The 19156-nt window shown below is 65.7% G+C and carries 17 protein-coding genes, 2 tRNA genes and 2 pseudogenes; 11 read left to right on the forward strand and 10 right to left on the reverse strand.

All coding sequences use genetic code 11. From position 1 onward, the window contains the following. The first annotated feature begins 92 nt into the window (after positions 1-92). Entirely contained in the window at positions 93-806 is a 714-nt protein-coding gene (locus MFF07_RS21880; protein WP_238232905.1) for a xanthine dehydrogenase family protein molybdopterin-binding subunit, read from the forward strand. Between the two features lie 36 nt (positions 807-842). Then, the gene (locus MFF07_RS21885) at positions 843-1313 is read left to right on the forward strand and encodes a hypothetical protein (RefSeq protein ID WP_238232906.1); all 471 of its coding nucleotides are present in this window, start codon (positions 843-845) and stop codon (positions 1311-1313) included. Positions 1314-1446: 133 nt separating this feature from the next. On the opposite strand, the gene MFF07_RS21890 is transcribed toward MFF07_RS21885, so the two are convergent. Next, on the reverse strand, positions 1447-2397 hold the full coding sequence (locus MFF07_RS21890; RefSeq protein WP_147817000.1) for a histone deacetylase family protein: 951 nt from the start codon (positions 2395-2397) through the stop codon (positions 1447-1449). 183 nt (positions 2398-2580) lie between these two features. Here MFF07_RS21890 and MFF07_RS21895 point away from each other — a divergent pair. Continuing rightward, positions 2581-2657, forward strand: a tRNA-Met gene (locus MFF07_RS21895). 302 nt (positions 2658-2959) lie between these two features. Here the strand turns inward: MFF07_RS21895 and MFF07_RS22595 are convergent. Continuing rightward, complete coding sequence (locus MFF07_RS22595) at positions 2960-3088, reverse strand: hypothetical protein (protein WP_283206838.1); 129 nt, start codon at positions 3086-3088, stop codon at positions 2960-2962. A gap of 477 nt (positions 3089-3565) precedes the next feature. Here MFF07_RS22595 and MFF07_RS21900 point away from each other — a divergent pair, with 477 nt between their 5' ends. Further along, entirely contained in the window at positions 3566-4963 is a 1398-nt protein-coding gene (locus MFF07_RS21900) for a Hint domain-containing protein (protein WP_238232907.1), read from the forward strand. A 321-nt stretch (positions 4964-5284) separates the two neighbouring features. Here the strand turns inward: MFF07_RS21900 and MFF07_RS21905 are convergent, their stop codons facing one another. Further along, positions 5285-5422 (reverse strand): hypothetical protein, encoded by a 138-nt coding sequence (locus tag MFF07_RS21905; protein ID WP_187272506.1) that lies wholly within the window; start codon positions 5420-5422, stop codon positions 5285-5287. A 596-nt stretch (positions 5423-6018) separates the two neighbouring features. Here MFF07_RS21905 and MFF07_RS21910 point away from each other — a divergent pair. The 6 genes and pseudogenes from MFF07_RS21910 (at position 6019) to MFF07_RS21935 (ending at position 10321) form a co-directional block, all read left to right on the forward strand. Further along, positions 6019-6375, forward strand: coding sequence for a helix-turn-helix domain-containing protein (locus tag MFF07_RS21910; protein ID WP_238232908.1), 357 nt, complete (start codon positions 6019-6021; stop codon positions 6373-6375). Between the two features lie 812 nt (positions 6376-7187). Continuing rightward, positions 7188-7727 carry a DNA-binding protein gene (locus MFF07_RS21915; protein WP_238232909.1) on the forward strand — a complete coding sequence of 180 codons (540 nt, stop codon included), beginning with the start codon at positions 7188-7190 and terminating at the stop codon, positions 7725-7727. Positions 7728-8183: 456 nt separating this feature from the next. Further along, a complete protein-coding gene (locus tag MFF07_RS21920) occupies positions 8184-8381 on the forward strand; it encodes a hypothetical protein (protein WP_147816992.1) in 198 nt (65 codons plus the stop codon). Positions 8382-8720: 339 nt separating this feature from the next. Next, positions 8721-8966, forward strand: coding sequence for a hypothetical protein (locus MFF07_RS21925; protein WP_238232916.1), 246 nt, complete (start codon positions 8721-8723; stop codon positions 8964-8966). A 139-nt stretch (positions 8967-9105) separates the two neighbouring features. Then, positions 9106-9222: pseudogene (locus MFF07_RS21930) on the forward strand (SOS response-associated peptidase); the annotation flags it as partial. Between the two features lie 94 nt (positions 9223-9316). Next, positions 9317-10321, forward strand: a complete 1005-nt coding sequence (locus MFF07_RS21935) for an IS481 family transposase (protein ID WP_238232913.1) — start codon at positions 9317-9319, stop codon at positions 10319-10321. A gap of 54 nt (positions 10322-10375) precedes the next feature. Here the strand turns inward: MFF07_RS21935 and MFF07_RS21940 are convergent, their stop codons facing one another. From MFF07_RS21940 to MFF07_RS21960, 5 genes are all read right to left on the reverse strand, one after another. Next, positions 10376-10657 (reverse strand): DUF2312 domain-containing protein, encoded by a 282-nt coding sequence (locus MFF07_RS21940; protein ID WP_147816991.1) that lies wholly within the window; start codon positions 10655-10657, stop codon positions 10376-10378. A 326-nt stretch (positions 10658-10983) separates the two neighbouring features. Then, positions 10984-11070: transfer RNA gene (locus tag MFF07_RS21945), tRNA-Leu, on the reverse strand. 49 nt (positions 11071-11119) lie between these two features. Beyond that, on the reverse strand, positions 11120-12310 hold the full coding sequence (locus MFF07_RS21950) for an FAD-dependent oxidoreductase (protein ID WP_238232910.1): 1191 nt from the start codon (positions 12308-12310) through the stop codon (positions 11120-11122). A gap of 145 nt (positions 12311-12455) precedes the next feature. Next, positions 12456-12722, reverse strand: a complete 267-nt coding sequence (locus MFF07_RS21955) for a zinc-finger domain-containing protein (protein ID WP_238232911.1) — start codon at positions 12720-12722, stop codon at positions 12456-12458. A gap of 284 nt (positions 12723-13006) precedes the next feature. Continuing rightward, on the reverse strand, positions 13007-16939 hold the full coding sequence (locus MFF07_RS21960) for an autotransporter domain-containing protein (protein WP_238232914.1): 3933 nt from the start codon (positions 16937-16939) through the stop codon (positions 13007-13009). Between the two features lie 318 nt (positions 16940-17257). On the opposite strand from MFF07_RS21960, the gene MFF07_RS21965 reads away from it, so the two are divergent. Further along, the gene (locus tag MFF07_RS21965; RefSeq protein ID WP_238232912.1) at positions 17258-17764 is read left to right on the forward strand and encodes a hypothetical protein; all 507 of its coding nucleotides are present in this window, start codon (positions 17258-17260) and stop codon (positions 17762-17764) included. 878 nt (positions 17765-18642) lie between these two features. On the opposite strand, the pseudogene MFF07_RS22765 reads toward MFF07_RS21965, so the two are convergent. Together MFF07_RS22765 and MFF07_RS21970 are read right to left on the reverse strand one after the other, a co-directional pair. Continuing rightward, positions 18643-18756, reverse strand: a pseudogene (locus MFF07_RS22765) (IS630 family transposase); the annotation flags it as partial. A gap of 23 nt (positions 18757-18779) precedes the next feature. After that, positions 18780-19156: hypothetical protein (locus MFF07_RS21970; RefSeq protein ID WP_306424657.1), on the reverse strand; the 377-nt coding region annotated here is incomplete at its 5' end.

The raw sequence follows: 19156 nt of genomic DNA on the forward strand, positions 1-19156 counted from the left end.
ACCGTAAGGGGGTGGTATCGGGGCCTGCGCTGCGCGAGGATCGCCACCCCTGACGCACGCGGCGGATCCCGATGGCCAGAGGCGATCGAAGCATGGCGCGACGCACCGTTCTCGGCGGCGGCGCAGCCGCGCTGGCGATGGGCGCTTTCCCGTTTCCGGCCGGCGCGGCTTCGCCGTCGGACGGGCTGCCGGCCTCGAAAGAGGCCACTTTCGCCACCGACATCCGCCTGCCCGGCCTGCTCCAAGCCGTCGTCGCCCGCCCGCCCCTGCCCGGCTGGCGGCTTGCCGGTTTCGACGATGCTGCGACCCGGCGCATGGATCGCGTCGTCGGCGTGATCCGGCTGGAGCCCACGTTCGCGGGCGGCATCGTCCGGCTCGGCGGCGTGGCGGTGCTCGCCCGCGACACCTGGGCGGCGCTCCGCGCCCGCGACGCGCTGCGGCCGGTCTGGGAGGAGACGGCGGAGATCGGCGGCGAACCGGCGCAATCGTTTTTCGTGCCCGAGACGGCCGAGCCGCTGATGGAGCCGCCATCCGCTACGGTCCGGGCTGGTCGCGACCGTTGCGCCGTCTGGACCCGCACGCGCGACCCGCGACGTCTTCGGCAAGAGCTCTCCGCGCTGCTCGGCCTGGCGCCCGACGCCGTCGCGCTTCACCCGACCCCGTCGGCCTGCGGGCAGGACGTCTCGAACCCTGCCTACGCCGTCGAGGCGGCCCTGCTCTCGCGGGCGATGGGCGGGGCCCCGGTTTCGCTGGCCTGGACGGCGGCGGACGACCTTCCGTTTCGCCACCGGGCCGCCTGGGCTTGACCTGCCGCCGTCCAGCCCGTGCAAGGAACGCAGACGATGCCCGACCCGGTCGACCGGCGCGCCCCGCCGAAGGCGGAAGACTTCGTCGTCGTGCCGGGGTCGGAGGGGCCGCGCCGCGACTTCCGCATCGCCGTCGGATTGCGCGAGGGGTGGGACGAGGAGGGCCGCGTCTACGACGTCTCGGAGGCGGTGCGCACGGCGCGGGCCTGGATGCGCCGCCGCGTGTCGGCAGGCCTGCCCGCCCTCTCCGGCATGTTCGGCCGCGCCGAGGTCACCTATGCCTGGATGCGCCCCGACGGCAGCGTCGGCTCGGACCGCGAGCCTGTGGCGCTGTTCACCGGCGAGGCCGTGCACGCCTATCTCGGCCACCTGCCGGATGCCGCCCTCGTCGGCATGCTCAACGAACTCGCGACCGAGCTCGGCGCGGCGCTGGGCCAGGAGCGCATCTACGTCGCGTTCGCGGATCGGACATGGATCCTCGACGCCGAGGGACGCCATGGCAGCTGAGCCCGACCCGCCGGAGATTTGCCACGGCGCGTGCCGACCTTCGCCGTCGCCCGCTGCGTGCTGGCGTCGGAGCGCTTTCAGGGCCGCTTCGGCGCCTGCGTGGGGGCGAAGGCGCAGGGGTTGTGAGCCGGTCCTACTTCGCGCCATCCATCAGACCGGTCACATGGACGGCCGCGCAGGCTGCAAGCGTGTCGAGCTTGTAGCCGCCCTCCAGCATCGAGACGACGCGGCCGCCGCAATGCCGATCCGCGACCGCATTGATCAGGTTCGTCGCCCAGGCGAAGTCCGCCGCCTGCAGGCGCAGCCGCCCGAGGGGATCGTCGGCATGGGCGTCGAACCCGGCCGAGACCAGGATCAGGTCCGGCCGGAAATCGTGCAGCGCCGGCACGATCCTTTCGCCGAGCGCCTCGCGAAACGCATCGCTGCCGTCGCCCGCCTTCAGCGGCGCGTTGTGGATGTTGCCCACGCCACGCTCCGAGACGGCCCCGGTGCCGGGAAACCACGGCATCTGGTGGGTCGAGCCGTAGAAGAGGTTCTTGTCGCTCCAGAAAATGCGCTGCGTGCCGTTGCCATGGTGCACGTCGACGTCGACCACTGCGACGCGCTCCAGCCCGTGGCGCCTGCGCGCGTACAAGGCCGCGATGGCCACGTTCGAGAACAGGCAGAACCCCATGGCGCGGTCGGGCTCGGCATGGTGCCCGCACGGCCGCACCTGGCAGAAGGCGTTGCGCAGGCCCGAGTCCGGATCGAGCACGGCATCGACGGCGCGCAGCCCCGCGCCGACGCCCCGAAGCGCCGCCTCCCAGGTGCCGGCCGACATCACGGTATCCGGATTCAGATGCGTCGGAAGCGCCGCCGGATCGGTGGCGAGCGCCCGGAGCCGATCGCGATAGGCGGGTTTGTGCGCGAGCAGGATCTGTGCCTCGACGTCCTCGCGCAACGGCGCTTCCTCCCGCCGCAGGCCGGCGAAGGCGGGCACGGCCAGCGCCCGGTCGATCGCCTCCATCCGCGCCGGCCGCTCGGGATGAGCGGAGCCGGTATCGTGCCGGGCGAAGGCCGGATGCGTGAGCAGCAGCGTCTGCATGAAGGCCCTCGCGCGCTCCCATCCACACCCGTGGCAACGCGTCGGCCGGCTCCTCGGCGCCCATGCGCCGAGAAGACACGGCGGAGTGGCTCGGCATCCGTTGACACCGCCGAGCCGCATTCCCTATATCGCCCCTGTCCGACCGACGACCCCGTTCCGATGGGATTGCCGGGCGCGGCGCGTGGCGGGGTAGCTCAGTTGGTTAGAGCAGAGGAATCATAATCCTTGTGTCGGGAGTTCAAATCTCTCCCTCGCTACCACTCGTATCGATGACGTAAGCGATTGCAGCCCTGGCCTCGGCCGGGGCTTTTTGCTGTACAGAGCCGTCAGGTTTCCCCGCCGTTCGACGAGCGCCTTCTGGCATCGGCAAGCTCCGCCAGGAGGCGTGTGGAGAGGAACGGCCGTTCGCGGTTGCTCAGGAGGTCGCACACCTCGTCGAAGGTGGTGGCGTCGAGCCCGGCGACGTTCCGCTACGGTTTCGTCATCTCGAAGGCCGAGCGGAGATGCGTGTCCGGCCGTCGCGTCCTTCCGTTGGCTTTGTCGGCGCGGATGCGGAAAGCCGTTAGTTCTTTGTCGTGTGCATGAACGGCGTGCTCGCGACCGGCATACGGTTCCCCATGTCGCGATCCTGATCCTTCGTCAGGCGCGGGTCCTGGATGCCGATGGTCGCATGGACCTGGCGCCGGATCATGGCGGTCGGCGCGCAAAGGCAACTGTCCTCGAAGTGGAGCGGCCTCAGCCAGCTATGGTGCGAGAAGCCTCCGAGCCGAAGCGGTCTGCGAAAGTCAATGCAGGCGACTGTCGGATCCCCGCTTCGTCGACGGATCGCGGCAGCCCGTCCGGACTGCCGCCAGCACCCGAAGCTCTGGTCAAATGCCTAAATTACCCGATCGAAAGCAGGATAAAACGGCATAATTTAATGCCATTAAGTAACGCTTCAGATTTCCACTTTAGCCCACCTCGATCTATCGGTTACGAAGAGTTGCATAAAAGCAACCTGACATGGAATTGCAAAAACCGTACTCAGGCAATACTTGCCTAGCGATAGATTTTGCTGTTTTATCTCTTATTAATGACACGCTATGCAAAAAGGTCATGCAAAGACCTGCGTAGATAAATCAAAGCGCAAGCGCAGCGGTGTTCCCGGCAAATTAGGAGGAATAAATCAGTGGCCGTAACTTTTAATAATACCGCTTATGGGGCCGGATTTGTCGGTCAGGATGACGGCGCACCAGGAGCAACTTTCGGGATAGATGCCGTCTCGACGGGCAACATCACCGTGAGCGGCACGATCGCTCGGGCTGGTGATCCTGTTACAGTTACAGGATCCCTGCCGGGTGGTGTTGCAACTGGCAACGTCAATACCTTGTATGCGACACAGTTCGATAGCGCTGGTATGATCCAGCTTTCGGATAGCGCGAATCCTACCGATGATTCCAATCGGTACGTTCTTTCCAACACATCCCTGACGCCTCGGCAGAGAGTTTCATTCACGGCCGAACCCAATGGGCCTACGCAATATCAGCCCGTTTGTTTCGTCTCGGGCACACGAATTCTCACGGCTGTCGGCGAAGTCGCGATCGAAGATCTGCGCGTTGGCGACGAGGTCGTTACATCCTCGGGTGAACGTCGTCCGATCCGTTGGCTCGGTCATCGCACGATAGAGTGCCACAAGCTCAGCAGCCCTGCCGATGCGTTGCCGATCCGCATTTCTGCCGGCGCACTCGGCGAAAACCGCCCCTCGCGCGACCTCCTCGTCTCCCCCGCCCACAATCTCTGCTTTGATGTGATGGGTGAGATCCTCGTTCCGGCTGTCGCGCTTTTGAACGGTACGACCATTACGCAGGAAGACGTCGAGGCCGTCACCTACTGGCACGTCGAACTCGACAGCCATGACCTCCTGATCGCCGAGGGCCAGTACGCCGAGAGCTATCTCGACATGGGCAACCGCGGCTTCTTCGTCGAGGGCGACGTCATCAACCTGTACAGCAGGCCCGATGGCCAATTGGCCTCACGCACGCGTGCCGACTATTGCAGGCCGTTCCATGCTGAGGGGGCTTTCGTCGCGGTCGTGCGTGCCCAACTTCAAGCCCGCGCCGAGCGGCTCGGCTGGCGGCTCGTCGATGAGCCGTGGGCGGATCTGCACCTGATGGTGGACGGCAAGCGGGTCGAGGCCGACAAGCATGGTTTGGTCGCTCGCTTTCCGGTGCCGGCCTCGGCTGCGGACATTTGGATCGTTACCCAAACCAGCGCCCCGCGCGAGATCGGGTTGAATGCGGATTCTCGCCGTCTTGGAATCTGCCTGGATAGCATCGCTATCGACGACGCCGAGGGTGCAAAGAGCTCGATCGCACTCGACGATGCCCGGTTGTCGGACGGCTTCCATCCGTTCGAGGAAACCGGTCACCGTTGGACGGCGGGACGGGCGCGGCTTCCGGCCGCGTTGCTCGAAGGCCGCCGCGGCACGGTGTTCCTGCGTATCGAACTGGCCGGAAAGGCCCTGCCTCGCTGGGTAGCCGTGCAGAAGGCCGAGGCAGAGCGCGAAGTTGCAGCAATGGCTGCCTGAAACCGAGTGCTCGAAAAGGCCCGCCCGGCATCCGCCGCGGCGGGCTTTTTGTTGCCGCATGCCGGCTTGACGCTATCCCGCCGAGAGCGAAAACCACAGCGGAATCAACGCCGCGGCCAAGCGTGGACCTGCCGGAACAGTTCTCGGTCTCTTGGAGATCGCCGGCGACTTTTCAAAATCGTCGAGAAACCGCGCGACGGGGCAGTCTGGGGCCGACTCGTCCGGATCGGGACGGGCTCGCAAGGGCGTGCCGCAGAACTTGCGATTACCGGGGGCCGTTCCTTCGGCTGCGGCAGCGCAGCGGGAGTTTTGTGAGGGCCGCTAAGCCGGCTCGATCCATCGGAGTACGGCCGCAAGGCGCTCCGCCTGCGGCCGGGTCAGTCCCGAGGAGACGGTGTCGCCGTTGCGGAGGATCATGCAGGTGCCGTCGTCGGCCACTCGGATCTTGATCGAAGCCATGACGCGAACCCCCTGGCCGCTTCGCGACCGTTGGGCTGAAGCTTAACCGTTTCTGAACGGGAGGCCAGCCCAAGCGTGGCCATATTCGCTCTCGGTCCCGGGATTCTTGGGAGCGCAGGCTTCGGGCTGCATGCTGGCCGCCGCCGGTCTTCCGTCGATGGCGCGGTCGTTTCGACTGTGGATTCCGTCGCCGGGCCCGGCCTTGCGCGGCCGTGTCCCACCGGTGACGGGTGCGGTGCTCCGACGTCACCGGTCGTCTCACGCCTGCTGCGCCGGAACCCGGTGAATCGCCCGAATTCCGCGCCATGCCGGCGCTGCCTGCGTCTCCGCCCCGCCGGGAGGGATGCCCCTGCCCGGCCCCATCTGGCTCGGGCCACATGGCCGGCGTTGCCGACGTCATGGCGGAGACGGAATCCTGATCGGATCATGCGAATGCCTGCGTGGCGGTCCGATCCCAGGGGCTTGATTGTCCTTTTTCAGTCGTTGGCCGCCGCCACCCGAGGACACGCGCTCCGGAAAACGAAAAAAGGATTGCTCACGGGAATGTGAAAAGCCGATAGGACTATGCGGGAGCAGCAGCCTGGGACGCCGGACGCATGAAGGAAGTGACCGATACCGACCGCGCGATCGGCGAACGGATCACCGCGGCCCGGAAGATCGCGGGCATCTCGCAGACCACCCTTGCGAATGCGATCGGCGTGACCTTCCAGCAGGTCCAGAAATACGAGAAGGGGCTCAACCGCATCTCGGCCGGCAAGATCGTCGAGATCGCCAAGCTGCTCGGGATCAGCCATTCCGAACTGCTCGGCTCGCCGGACGATGCATCGGGGCTGCCCTCGTTGTCGCGGGCGGCGGTCACCCTGGCTCAGGCCTTCGACCGTCTTCCCGAGAGCGCGAGTAAAACACAGTTGCGCCGGTTCGTCATCGCGCTGTCTGAAGATCTCGATAAGTAAAGCGGCGCCCGTCGAATTTTCAATCCCGCGCCTTCGGATCGCCCTTGCGATCGGCAGTGTCATGTCCCGACCTACCGGTCCGCCCCATCGCAAGCCTGATGCTTTGCCTTCGCACCATTTTAGCATTTGATTGAGTTTTTAGTCTAGTACAGTTATCTGTTAGATAATTTTGACACGTTCTTGAGTCGTAATTAAATATAAAAATGAATTTATAAATTATATTATTACAAGTTGATTGAAAATATTCCGAAAAATGCGTCGAGTAAGCTTCGGGCGATTGCGGCTCTGCGCAATCCTGCCCTGCTACCGAGAGCGATAACGCAGGCGGTTCTTCGATCGGTGCCGAGCCGGCCATGGCCTCGGCCTCCGTAACCCTGCTGCGTCGTCGCCGAGCACTGGGATCGGGCTCCTTGCACGCGCTCCACCCGCCCATTCCATGCCCGCGGGACAGCGGATCCGATGAGGCTGTCGATGTTTCGACCCTGTGCCTTGCCGCGGATGCCATCGGTCGCTCGCGGGCGACACAGGACGTGGGCGACCTTGTCTGGACGAGGCACGGAGGCCATGGAGGACGAGGCGGCGTCTCGACCGTCGGCCGGCGAGGGCATGTACGGTTGCACGGCCCTGCGCGGCGTTCCGAAGTGTTGAACGTGAGCGCCGTTTTACGACCGCATGAAGGTTCGTTTGGGCGCAGCCGGATCGAAAGTGGAAACGCAATCGCAACCGTTACTCGACAAACTGTCGCCGATTAGCCATGTGACTGTTCGGTGCGTCATCACGCGCCGGCCAATCTCAAAGACATTAGGGAAAGCATGACTCGCAATCGCGAGCGGCGGTCGTTCACCGTCGCAGCCAAGTCGAGCGGCCATCAAGGCTTCGTCTCCATTCCCGCCAAAGCGCCGCGGGTGCCGCAAGCCGCGGCCCGCAAGCCCGTGGCGCTCGATCCATGGGCCGTGCCGTCCGAGGCCGCGTTCGCATCTGTTCCGTCGGCTCCGGCCGATGCCGAGCCCCGGCGCATCCTGCCGAATCTGATCGCCTGGGAAGCTCCGCCTCCGGAGCCCGAGCCAGACGTCGCTCCGGAGCCGCCGCTCCCTCGAGTCCAGCGCGTCACGCCGCAGGGTATGATCGAGGGTGCTCCGCGCCCGAGGGGACGGCCGCGAAAGGTTCCGCTGCCCGTCGAGCCGCCGGCCCCCGTCATCCGTACGCCGGAGCCTGCTCCCGTTCTCGCCGGGCCCAGTGTCGCGCCACGCGCGCCGGCACCCGTGGCCGCCCCGCGCCGGGACCGGCCCGAGAGCCAGAATCTGCGTCTCGGCGAGCGCTGGAAACGCCGCCTCCCGCGCTCCTGCTGGTAGCCGCAGGCACTCGCTTCGGGATCGTCGATGTTGGTGCGGACTGCGGGAGACCGCGTGTACCGCCCCAGTCCGTTAAAAACGTTGGCGTTCTCCGAGCGCTATCGAAGGGCTTTCTAGCGGGCGGCGAGGGCCGTTCGATGCGCCGAAGCATGCCTATGAGAGCGACTGCTCATCGTCGCTGCAATCCGTTGCGTGTTTATCGGTTGCAGAAAGCCGTTCGCAGACCTCGGCAAACCGTCTGAGCTGTTCCTCGGGCGTCAGTGTGGTGCCCCGGTCTCCGGTGCCTCCACGGATCGTCGCGAGCCCTACCGCTCTCAGCATAAGCCGAATCATCTTCCGAGCCTCCGCGAGTTCGCGTGGACCTTGCGTCGGTAACCGTTAACGATAGCGGCATGGGACGCGCCCGTTTTCATTGGCTATGGCAAAGGCAATCTACCGAAGAGTGAGATAACGACCGTGTTTCAGGTGAAGGGCATCGATCCGACCGGTCGCAGCGTGACATTCGCTTGCGGCACCGACGAGCAGGCAATGGAACGGACGTGGGACCTGGCTCGGCGTGGCTTCCGGGACGTCACGGTGGTCGATTTGAAGGGCAAGGAAACATCCGCTGCCGCCTTCGAGCAATCGCTGGACATCGATTGGATGACTGACTGAGGTCGCGGGTGCGGCTCATTGATCATAGACGGCCCGACATCCGCTATCCGCCCTTCCTGATTGAAAGCGGCAACCTGTAGGGCTGGGCCGACAGGTCGCGCGCGATCACACAGGACGATGTTGCTCGAAGGCGGGCAGTCTCATTCGGACGTTGTCATCACGGATGAACGATCCAGGGCAGGCTCGTGGGTCTCACGGCTTCGCTCGCTGCAGCATGGCCTCGTAGCACCTCATCCTGTTTTCTCGGCGGGGACTCGCGCGTTCTGTAAGGTCGATGCCCGCACACATTTTTCCGGCAAAACAAGGCGTCGCTTAGTCGTGCGAGAGCGGACAAACTCCGTGCGCTACCCGAGGCGATGGGGCCTGCCTTTAGGTGCTCAGCTGCTCTACGCGACGCTCACACCACTCGGCCTGTTCCGCACAGGCCCGAGCCGCTTGGGCATTGCCGTCCCGTTTTCAATGGCGTTCCGCAAGACGCCAGTGCACTGCGAGGCGCTGGCAGGATTGGAGAATTTCGACTCGGCTCATCGCACTGCAACGAACCAGGCTGCGATTGTTTCCGATGCGGAGCTATCTCGCCTGTGAACAGGCTCAGCCCGAACGAACAATACAGGGTGCCCTCCGCGATCGACCGAACCATCCTTGCCGTAGCGTGTTCTTCTTTTGTTCCGATCTGGATCGAGAGATGCGCTGTGCCGAGTACCGCCCCTGCCTGGAAGGATGCCTCTGCCTCGTGCCCGTATCGTCTTTCAGCGATTACGCGGACACGAAGCCGAAGAAGACGCCCGTTTGGTTCTCTCTGAACGATGTTCGTCCGTTGTTCGCCTTCGCGGGTATCTGGAACGGCCGTTGGCTGATGAGATGATGAAGGATGTCGCTAGATGTTTGGTCCCGCGGTGTGGTGGTACGATCGCCGCTGCATGGAGGGACGCGCTATGGGACAGGTTCTCCACGGAAGCGCCACGACGACTGAGGCGGTCCGTCGGGCAATCCAAGCTCGTCAAGAGAGCGTGAGGGCCGCCGCCCGGCGGCACGGGGTCAGTCCGACCACCGTGCAGAAGTGGCGCGCGCGTCCGACCAGCACGGACGCGCGCATGGGACCGAAGGAGCCGCGCTCAAGCGTGCTGAGCGTCGAGGACGAGGCGGTTGTCGTCGCTTTCCGGCGGCATACGCTACTGCCGCTGGACGACTGCCTGTACGCGCTGCAGCCGAGCCTGCCGCACCTGACGCGCTCGTCCCTGCATCGCTGCCTGCAGCGCCACGGCATCAGCCGTCTGCCGGACGTCGAGGGCGACAAGCCGAAGCGTTCGAAGTTCAAGGCCTACCCGATCGGCTACTTCCACATCGACATCGCGCAGGTCAGCACCGAACAAGGCAAGCTCCACCTGTTCGTGGCTATCGACCGCACGAGCAAGTTCGCCTTCGTCCAACTACACGAGAAGGCGACACAGCGGATCGCGGCGGCCTTTCTACATGATCTGATCGCGGCGGTGCCTTACACGATCCACACGGTGCTGACGGATAACGGCATCCAGTTCACCGACAACAAGCCGGTGGACGAGGAGGCCGAAGCGAAGGCGGCCGCCTACTGGGCGACCCAGGACGGGCCGCGCCTGTACCGCTGGCATTCGTTCGAATGGGCGTGCGAGCAGACCAAGATCGAGCACCGCCTGACCAAACCACGCTGCCCATGGACGAACGGTCAAGTCGAGCGGATGAACCGCACCATCAAGGACGCCACGGTCAAACGCTACCACTACGAGAGCCACGACGAGCTGCGCCAGCACCTCCAGCTGTTCGTCGATGCCTACAACTACGGCCGTCGCCTCAAGACCCTGCGCGGCCTCACCCCCTACGAGTTCGTCTGTCAGGCCTGGACGAAACAGCCCGAGCGGTTCAGGCTCGACCCGTCACACCACACCGCGGGACCAAACATCTAGGGGCGAGCAAAGGGGCGGCGACTGAATGCTCGCCTGCCCCTCCCGGCAAAGCCTTTAAGCGGCCTCGGCCATTGGTGCAGGGGCCGGCGCATCCATCGCACGCAGATAGACCTCTAGTAGAGTCTCCTGCTCGTCGCGCTCATCCTTATCCTGCTTGCGCAGCTTGAGGATTTCCTTGAGCACCTTCACGTCCAGGCCCTCACTTTTGGCCTCGGCGAAGATCTCCTTTTTCCCTTCCATCAGGTCCTTTATTTCCTCCTCGACGCGTTCGATGCGCTCGATGATGGTACGGATGCGCTCGCCCGCGACGCCTACCGTGTCGATGCTATCGGCCATGCCCTGCCCTCTGTTGGTTCGGGTAGGCAACGTCGCGGTTCGAGGTAAGCGGAGGGTTAAAGCCCCGTCGCCATTTGGCTCGGTCACTCGCCCTCTAACACATACCTCGGGAACAGCTTCAGTTCCTCGGCCGTGTCCTCCACAACCGGTGTCTCGTACCCATTGCTAACGTTATCGGATGTCCCTCGGGATGCCCTTGCGGACGAACCAATCCCCATTCGGGGCACGACTTCACGACGTCGTCGGAACGGCCATTTGTCGCGAGGGGCGCCGAAAAACACCTGCGTGCCAGGATCCTGCTGGCGCTGTTCGCGATTTCAAGAGATTGGTGCGGACGGCGGGACTCGAACCCGCACGGCCTTGCGGCCGCAAGATTTTAAGTCTCGTGCGTCTACCGGTTCCGCCACGTCCGCGCATCGAGAGCGGTAGCGTCGGCGCAGCGCCAGATCAAGCGGCGAACGGTCAGGCTGTGTCGGGCGTCCACCCGTAGAGCCAGGCGTAACGCCGGCTCATGCCGGCCGGGCCGAGGCGGCCGAGCACCGCGTTGCGAGCGAGGCCGACGAGCGGGCCGGCATGGTAGGTGCGGCCATTGGACTGCGCCGCCTTCCAGACCCGGCGAACCCGGGCCGAGCGTTCCCTGCCATAGGCGTCGAGCGCGTCCGGCACCTCTCCTGCAGCGCCCAGGCAGCGGGTGAGTACGGCCGCATCCTCGATCGCCATGGCGGCGCCCTGCGCCAGGAACGGCAGAACGGGATGAGCGGCGTCGCCGAGCAGCGCCAGCCGGCCCGAGGCCATCGGGCGCGCCGCCGGGCGGTCGACGAGGGACCAGACCATCCAGGTGTCCGGCACGGTGAGCAAGGCCAGGAGCGGCCCGGCCGCATCGCGAAAATGGTCGCGCAGGACGGCGGGGTCGCCGAGCCGCCCCCAATCGTCGTCGCCCTCGCGCTCGGGCACGATCGCGACGACGTTGAGCCGCTGGCCCGCCCCGATCGGGTAGTGCACGACATGGCGGCCGCCCCCGAGCCAGAGGCCGGTCTCCTCGCCCTGGAATTCGGGGGGAGCCGCCTCGCGCAGGATCGTCGCCCGCCAGGCGGCCTGACGATGCGTCTGGAGCGGGCGCGTGTCGAAACGCTCGCGCAGGGTCGAGCGGACTCCGTCGGCCCCGATGGCGAGATCGGCCGCGAGCGTGTCGCTGCGCCCGCCGGCGACGCTCTCCAGGCTCAGCCTGACGCCATCGTCCGTCTCCGCGACCGCGACGACCTCCCGGCCGACGACGAGACGGATGCCGGGGCGTCCGCGCACGGCGTCGAGCAGCAGCGTCTGCAGGTCGGCCCGGTGGATGACGTAGTAGGGCGCGCCGTGCCGATCGCGGATCGCCGAGCCGAGCTCGATGCCGCCGAGCTTGCGCCCGCTGGCCAGCGCCCGGATCGCCACCCCCGGCGGCTCGTTGGCGGCGCGGCGCAGGGCCGGCCCGAGGCCGAGTTCGATCAGGATCCGGCTGGCATTCGGCGAGATCTGCAGGCCCGCTCCCACTTCCGAGAAGCCGGTTCGGCGTTCGATCAGGGTGACCGAGTGCCCTGCCCCGCTCAGGGCCAGCGCAGCCGTCAGACCGCCGATGCCGGCCCCGACGATGGCGATGGAGAGAGGCTTCACGACGGGGCCTTCCTGTCGGCGGATCTCGAGACCGACGTCTCGAGATCGATCCGCCGCATCAGCGGCGACGCGCAGTCGCGCTTGCTCAACGGCCGCTTGCCGAACGGCCGATCGCTGGAAGAGTCGAACGTCACGTCCGTCGGTATCACTCGGCCGCGGCTCTCGCTTGCGGTGCGTCGTCGTTCCAGACGCAGGAGGCGGGCTCCGCCCCGTCCGGCTTCAGCTTGGAATCGTGCACGTACAGCGTCGAGCAGTACTGGCAGATGATCTCGTCGCCCCCGCCCATGTCGAGGAAGACGTGCGGGTGGTCGAAGGGCGGCAGCGCCCCGATGCACATGAATTCGCGTGCCCCGACCCGGACTCGCGCCACGCCGGCCTGATTGTGGAAATGAGGGACCGCCTTGTCCGCCATCGCGTCGTCCTGCTCTCGGGGCGGGGGCTCGCAGGAACCGCGGGCCCCCGCGAACCGTCGGGATGAAGGTGCACGGGTCTAGCCCGTCGCCGGCCGCACGCCTAGGGGCGAGTGGTGAAACGGGACGGCGGCGAGACCGGCCCCTCGATGTCCACCTGAGCGCGAGCGCAACGAAAAAGCCCCCGGATCGGCGAGCGACCCGGGGGCTTCGTGGCGATGGGTCCCGAGGGACCAATACCGATGAGTTCGGCGGACGAAAGCCGCCTTGCCGTCTGGTACGAGTCTCAGAAGGCGTATCGAACGCCGGCCCGGCCTGCCTGGATCGTGTCGCTGGAGGCGAGTTCGGCGTCGTAGTTCACGAAGCCGGTCCAGCCGGGAGCCAGCTGCGTGCCGATGCCGACGCCGACGAGCGCCCGGTCGCGGTTGAGACGGCGGCCGTCGACCGTGAACGGCACGGTGGGAGCCAGGACGAAGCTCGACTGGATCGTCCGGCCGATGTCGGCGAAGTCGTGGACGTAGGCCGCCCGGATCGCCAGCGTCACCGCCCGTCCGCCGAGATCCACCGTGGATTCCAGGCGGCCGCCGACCAGCGTGCGGGCCGAGAGGAAGTCCTGGGCCGCGACGTTCAGGTTGAACAGGCCGCCGGTTCCCTCGGTCACCCGGTCCTGACTGAAGGTCGAGACCTGGGCGCCGACGAACGGCGTGAGGATCAGGCCCGGGGTGTAGGCGTAGCGGTAGCCGGCCTCGGCGGAGGACAGGAACTGGTCGCCGCCGATGGAGCCGCTGGCTCCGCCCGGCTGCAGGACCTGCAATCCGGCGAGCGAGCGGTTGAGCCGGCCGTCGGCGTGGGCGTAGCCCACGGTGGCGATGGCGTAGGCCGGGCCGTTCGTGATGCCGCCGTAGACGGCGACCTGGGCGTTGTCGGTATGCGCCCGCTCACCGGTCCGGTTCACCGACACGTCGACCGAACCGTAGCCCGCCGAGATGCCGAGCACGGTGCCGGCGCCCGGATGGAAGTCGATGCCGCCGGCAAAGCCCGCGATCGTCTCGTGGCGCCCGGCCGCGTTGGCGGTCGAGTCCACGGTGCCGACCTGGCCGTAGCCCGTGGCCCAGATTCCGTAGCCGCGGGTCGCCTCGATGAAGCGCGGCTCCGGCACCGGCCCGCGGGTCGGCAGGTCGGCGGCGTAGACCGCCGGGGGCAGGGTGAAGCCGGTCGGGCCGGCCTCGAAGAGGGCGGAGTACGCCCGGCCCATCACCGCGTCGGTGAAGGCGCGGCCGGCCCGGAGCTGCGGATCGGCGACGGAGGTGTAGCCCTGGCCTGCGACCCGGTCGAGAATACCCGCCAGCGCCTGGTTGCTCTGGTAGTCGAGAAAGGTCAGCGCCGCCGGGTTGGCTGCGAGCAGCGCATCGACGCCGGTGGCGGCGTTACGCTGGTTTTGGGTCTGCGCCACGCCGGTGAAGCTCTGCTGGGCGAGCGTAACGTAGGCGTTGTTGGCGTCCGTCGAGGCGACCGGCCGCAGCAGGAACGGCAGGTTGCTGGCCGTGGCCGAGGTGAAGGTGCCGGCCACGCCGGAATTGGCGGTCAGCACCGTGTAGCGGCTGTTGGCCGTGTAGGTGCCCGGAGCGGTGCTGAGCGCGACGGCACCGGACAGGTTGGCGAAACCGGTGACCTGGAGCTTCGAGGAGGCGCCGGCCGGGTTCACGTTGACCGCGAGGGCTCCGGTCGACGACTGCGCGTAGTTCCCCGCGACCGTCAGGACGCCGTAGGGCGACGCCGCGGTGCCGGGGGCGACGATGCCGGCGTTGCCGAGGTTGCCGTTGATGCGGCCGACGCCGCCGAGCGTGCCGGCCGCGCCGACGGCGGTGTTGGCGTTGAGCGTCGAGTCGACCTCGAGACGACCGCCCGACACGGTGGCACCGCCCGAGAAGCTCTGCGTCGAGCCGGAAGCCAGCGTCCAGGAGCCGTCCGCCTGGGACAGGGTCGTGAAGCCGGCGACGTTGCTCGTCAGCGTGCCGGTACCGGTCAGGACGAGGGCGTTGGTGCCGAGGCCCTGCGCGGTGATGTTGCCGCCGATCGACGAACCGGTGCTGAGGGTGAGGCGGTTCACGGTGCCAGCTGCGGCCCCGGCGGCTGCGACATCGAGGAAGTTCAGGCCGCCGCCGATGCGACCGGTATTGATGACGGTCTGGTTGCCGTTGCCGAAGAGCAGGCTGCCGTTGATGGTGCCGGCATTGGTGAGCGTCCCGGAACGACGGTTGGCGGCGGTCACGACGCTCGCGGCGGTCTGGTTGTTGACGTCGGTGATGCGTACGTCACCGGTGATCACGCCGCCTGCGCGGTTGGTGAGCGTGCTGACGCCGCGGCCGTTGGTGGCGACGGCGACGCCGCCCGCCGGCGACGTGATCGTGCCCGCGTTGTCGATGGTGTAGTTCTGCGCCTGGCCGGCAATGGCGCGGGCGCCCGCGCCCGCGGCGAGGATCTGGCCGCCGGCCCGGTTGGTAACCGTGTAGGCGAGGGTGTCGTCATCGGCATCCACGGCCGAGACGGCTTGGGCGCTGCCGGTCGCGATCGCGGTGGCGCTGCGCGTCGCCGAGATCGTACCGCTGTTGACGACGCTCATCGAGGTGATGTTCTCGCCCGCATAGACGGCCTGGGCACGTGCGGCCCCGTTCTCCGTGATGGCGATGGTGCCGTTGTTGACGACCGAGACGTTGGCGTAGGCGGCCGGATCGGCGGCGCTGCTGATCACGGTGCGGAGGCGGCCGGCGGTCGTGGCCGCGGCCGTATCGGACTGCGTGATGGTGCCGTTGTTGACCAGCGTCGTGTTCGAATTCGACAGGTTCACCGTCTTGTTCGCGATCGTGTTGTTGACGGTGAGCTGAGCGCCGGAACCCGTCACCTGGATCTGGCCGCCGACGGTCTGGGTCGTGCCGGCGCCGAGCGTCAGGTTGCCGCCTGCCACGGTGAGGTTCCCGGAGATCGTCTGCGTGGCGTTGTTGCCGATCGTCCAGGCACCGGCGGTTTGGGTGATGTTGGTGAAACCGGTGACGTTGCTGTTCAGCGTGCCGGTGCCGGAAAGGTTGAGGTTGTTGGTACCGAGCCCGCGCGCGGTGATGTTGCCGCCGATGCTCGACCCTGTGCCGAGGTTGACCGTGTTGACGGTGCCGGCGATTGCGCCGGCGGTTGCCACGTCGAGGAACGAGATATTGCCCGAGATTCGGCCGGTGTTGGTGATGGTCTGGTTGCCGTTGCCGAAGCTCAGGTTGCCGTTGATGGTGCCGGCATTGGTCACCGTGCCGGAGCGGCGCAGGTTGGCCACTGTGGCGCCCACCTGCAGGTCTTGATCGAAGTTGCGCAAGTCGCCGTTGATGACGCCGGTTGCGGTGTTGGTGACCACCGTATTGTAGGCGCGCAGCGTGGTCGCGTCGCCGGCATTGCCCGCGTTCAGTGCGAAGGTGGCGATCGCCGCCTCGCCGGCGGTGGTGTTGCCGATCGTGCCGCTGTTGTTGATCTCGTATTGCGCGGCACGGCCGCTGATCGCGCGGGTGTTGGTGCCGGCGGCGGTGATGCGCCCGGCCGCGGCGTTGTTGACCACGAGCCGGTCGGTGTCGTCGTCGGAATCGACGCCGGCGACGACGGTGGTGCTGGCCGTCGCGGTCGCGCCGCGCGTCGCCGAGAGCAGCCCGGTGTTGTTGATCGTGAACAGCGTCGTGTTCTCGCCCGAATAGATGCCGCGGGCGATGCCGTTGCCGTTCTGGGTCACGCTGATCGTGCCGCTGTTGTTCATCGTCGTGCTCGCGTATTGCGCGCCGCCCGGCGCGCTCGAATACGCGCCGTAGACGCGGGTCGTCGTATTGCCGGCCGGTGCCGTCAGGGCGATCGTGCCGGTGTTGTTGAGCGTCGACAGGTCGCCCGCCAGGTTCACACCGAAGTTGTCGCGGTTCAGCGGCGTGGTGTTGGCGATCGTGCCGGCATTGTTGACCGTGCTCGTGCCATTGACCCGAACGTTGGTGAAGCTCGGGTTGGCTCCGGCGCTGGTCTGCTGCGATCCGACGGTGGCGCCCGTCTGGATGTTCACGGTCAGCCCGGTCACGCCCGCAGGAGCGACGAAGCCGGTCGGCGTGGCGTCCGTGCAGGTCACGGTCTGGCCGTTCGCGGGAACGGCCGGCGCGCATGCGGCATGGGCCCCTGCGACGGCGACGGCCCAGACGGGCACGCTCAACAGCAGAGACCTGCGCAAAGATACTGCAAACCTGTTAGGATTCACGACACTTCCCCCGACGTTGCTTGATTATTTCGAGTCACGCCCGGCAGCAATGTATGCACGGAGGTCGCTCGCTGCCTGAAGCTTAAGCATGCAGTCGTATTTTATTCCAGGCGTCTATTGAGTTTCGCATAAGAGCAACCGTATGAGTTGCAAAAATGAAACAAAGTTATCGATCTCTGGAAGAGTAGCAAAAGTATTCGGGTCATATAAGAAATTAAATCTGGAAAATAGGAAACTTCAATCGGGATATTTAGGCAAACTGACATTGTGGCGACGCGCAAGGATCGCACGATCGGCATCCGTGCCGGGCACGGCGGCTGCAGCCATCCCCTGCCCGCGATGACAGAAACCGGCTCGCCCGATTCTCGCCTCAACAAAACGCGGTTCCGCTCAGGATTCGTCAACCAAATGCCTTCTATGGATCGGCATAGCCGAGCGACTGCACAGACGACGTGGAGACGACAACGCTTTCCGAACGGATCGGATGATCGATCACCGATCGGCAGAGCCGGTCGTCACGCTATTTCGTCGCTCAAGGTGTTCCTCGTGAGTTTCATCGTTACCGCGCGCCATACCGCCCGCGACGTCAGCTTCCAGCGCGGCTCGATGCTTGCAGCGCTGGAGCAGGCCCTGACCCTCGTCAGCTCCGGCATGGAGGGCGTCCTCATCCGCGACAGCAGCGGCCGCAGCCACACCCCGGCCGAATTCAGCCGCGCTCTCCTCGATGCCCGCACGGGCAAAGAGACGGCACGGCCGATCTCGCGCGCGGCCTGAGCCTACGCCGGATTTTCCCGGACCGTTCGGTCGCCGGCTACGTCGTAGCCCGGCGGGAATGCCAATAGTGGAAAGATGGATACCGGGGCGCGCGCTTCGGCGCTGCGTCGACGCACCTGTCCAGCCCGGCGATGCTTTCGCCACGCGACGTAGGGCATCAACGGTATCATCAGGTCGGCGGAACGGGCATCGGTAGTTTGAGGGGGCCTACTGCCGCTCCTCATGATCCGCGCAGCAGCGATATGGATCTGGAAGGGCGGATCCGGCTTCCGGCAGCGATAGATCCGTCGGCCGTTTCGCATTTTTGGATGGCTGAGCGAGTTTGATCAGGCAGCCTTGGTCCCATGCCGCAGAAGCCGTTGTCGTCGAGGCCGGCCGCACATTCAAAGACTTCTACTGCGCCTGTGAAGTGGGTGGCGGTATCAGGGCGTCGCCGAGTACGGAGACACCTGGGAATCGGAACCGCCATGATCCCTTTTTTGCCGACGATGCAGAAAAGTGGGGCAATCTCGCCTACTAAGTCTTCTAACGTTCTGGGTATCAGAAAACTGTGGTGCCCAGGGACGGATTGGGCATGCAAAGGTATTGTATCAATCAAATCAACGATTTAGGCCGCCGTCGATTTTGTTGGCTGGCGTGTTGTGCATCACTCGAGTGATGTGCGCAAGGTGCTTCGTTTGAGCTTAACTATCAGACGGCAAGCTTAGAATCCGCTGGTTGGGCAGCTCGCCGGATGTGGTGTTCGCTGCCGACGGACCCGCTGCAGAGCGGATGCTGCCGTACACCCGAGCCACAATTACCAATTACTATCGTTCTTAGTTCAGCAACTCCCAGATCTGGCCCGATCGTTTTCAAGCACGTTCGCGGCCGCAGTACCGAGTTCCGTGCCCGAGATGGAAGCGCGACAGCAAGGATCTTGCCTCGTCGAGCGAGCTTGCCGCAGCAGCCTCAACCACCCGCTCGCGCAGATCCTGGCTATAGGGTCGGCCCATGTCGCGCTCTTTCTCCGGAGCGATCACTGAATCAGCCGGCCATCCCCATGGGAACCCTCCCCCGCCGACTCAGCCCAAACCGAAAACGCTCTAAAGACGTCCAGGAAGCGTGACAGTCCTTTCAACGCCGAGTCATCGATTGGATCGATCGAAGGCTCCTGTTCTGGCTCTGGCTCAGTTCCATCCTGCACCAGTTCGTCGAGCACCTGGGTCAGCATTGGCGGCCATGGGATATCGTTGTCATGCAGCAGGCGGGCGGCTTTCGCGAGCGCCTGAACCTGATCCTCGGAGATCGGCCGGTTCATAATCTGCGCGTCGAGAATTTGATCGGTTAGCGCCGCGGTGAGGCGCTCAACCTCGGCACAGCGGTCCATATCAAACTGTGTAGGGCGGTGACAAA

Source organism: Methylobacterium thuringiense (assembly GCF_022179645.1).
Lineage (GTDB): Bacteria > Pseudomonadota > Alphaproteobacteria > Rhizobiales > Beijerinckiaceae > Methylobacterium > Methylobacterium thuringiense.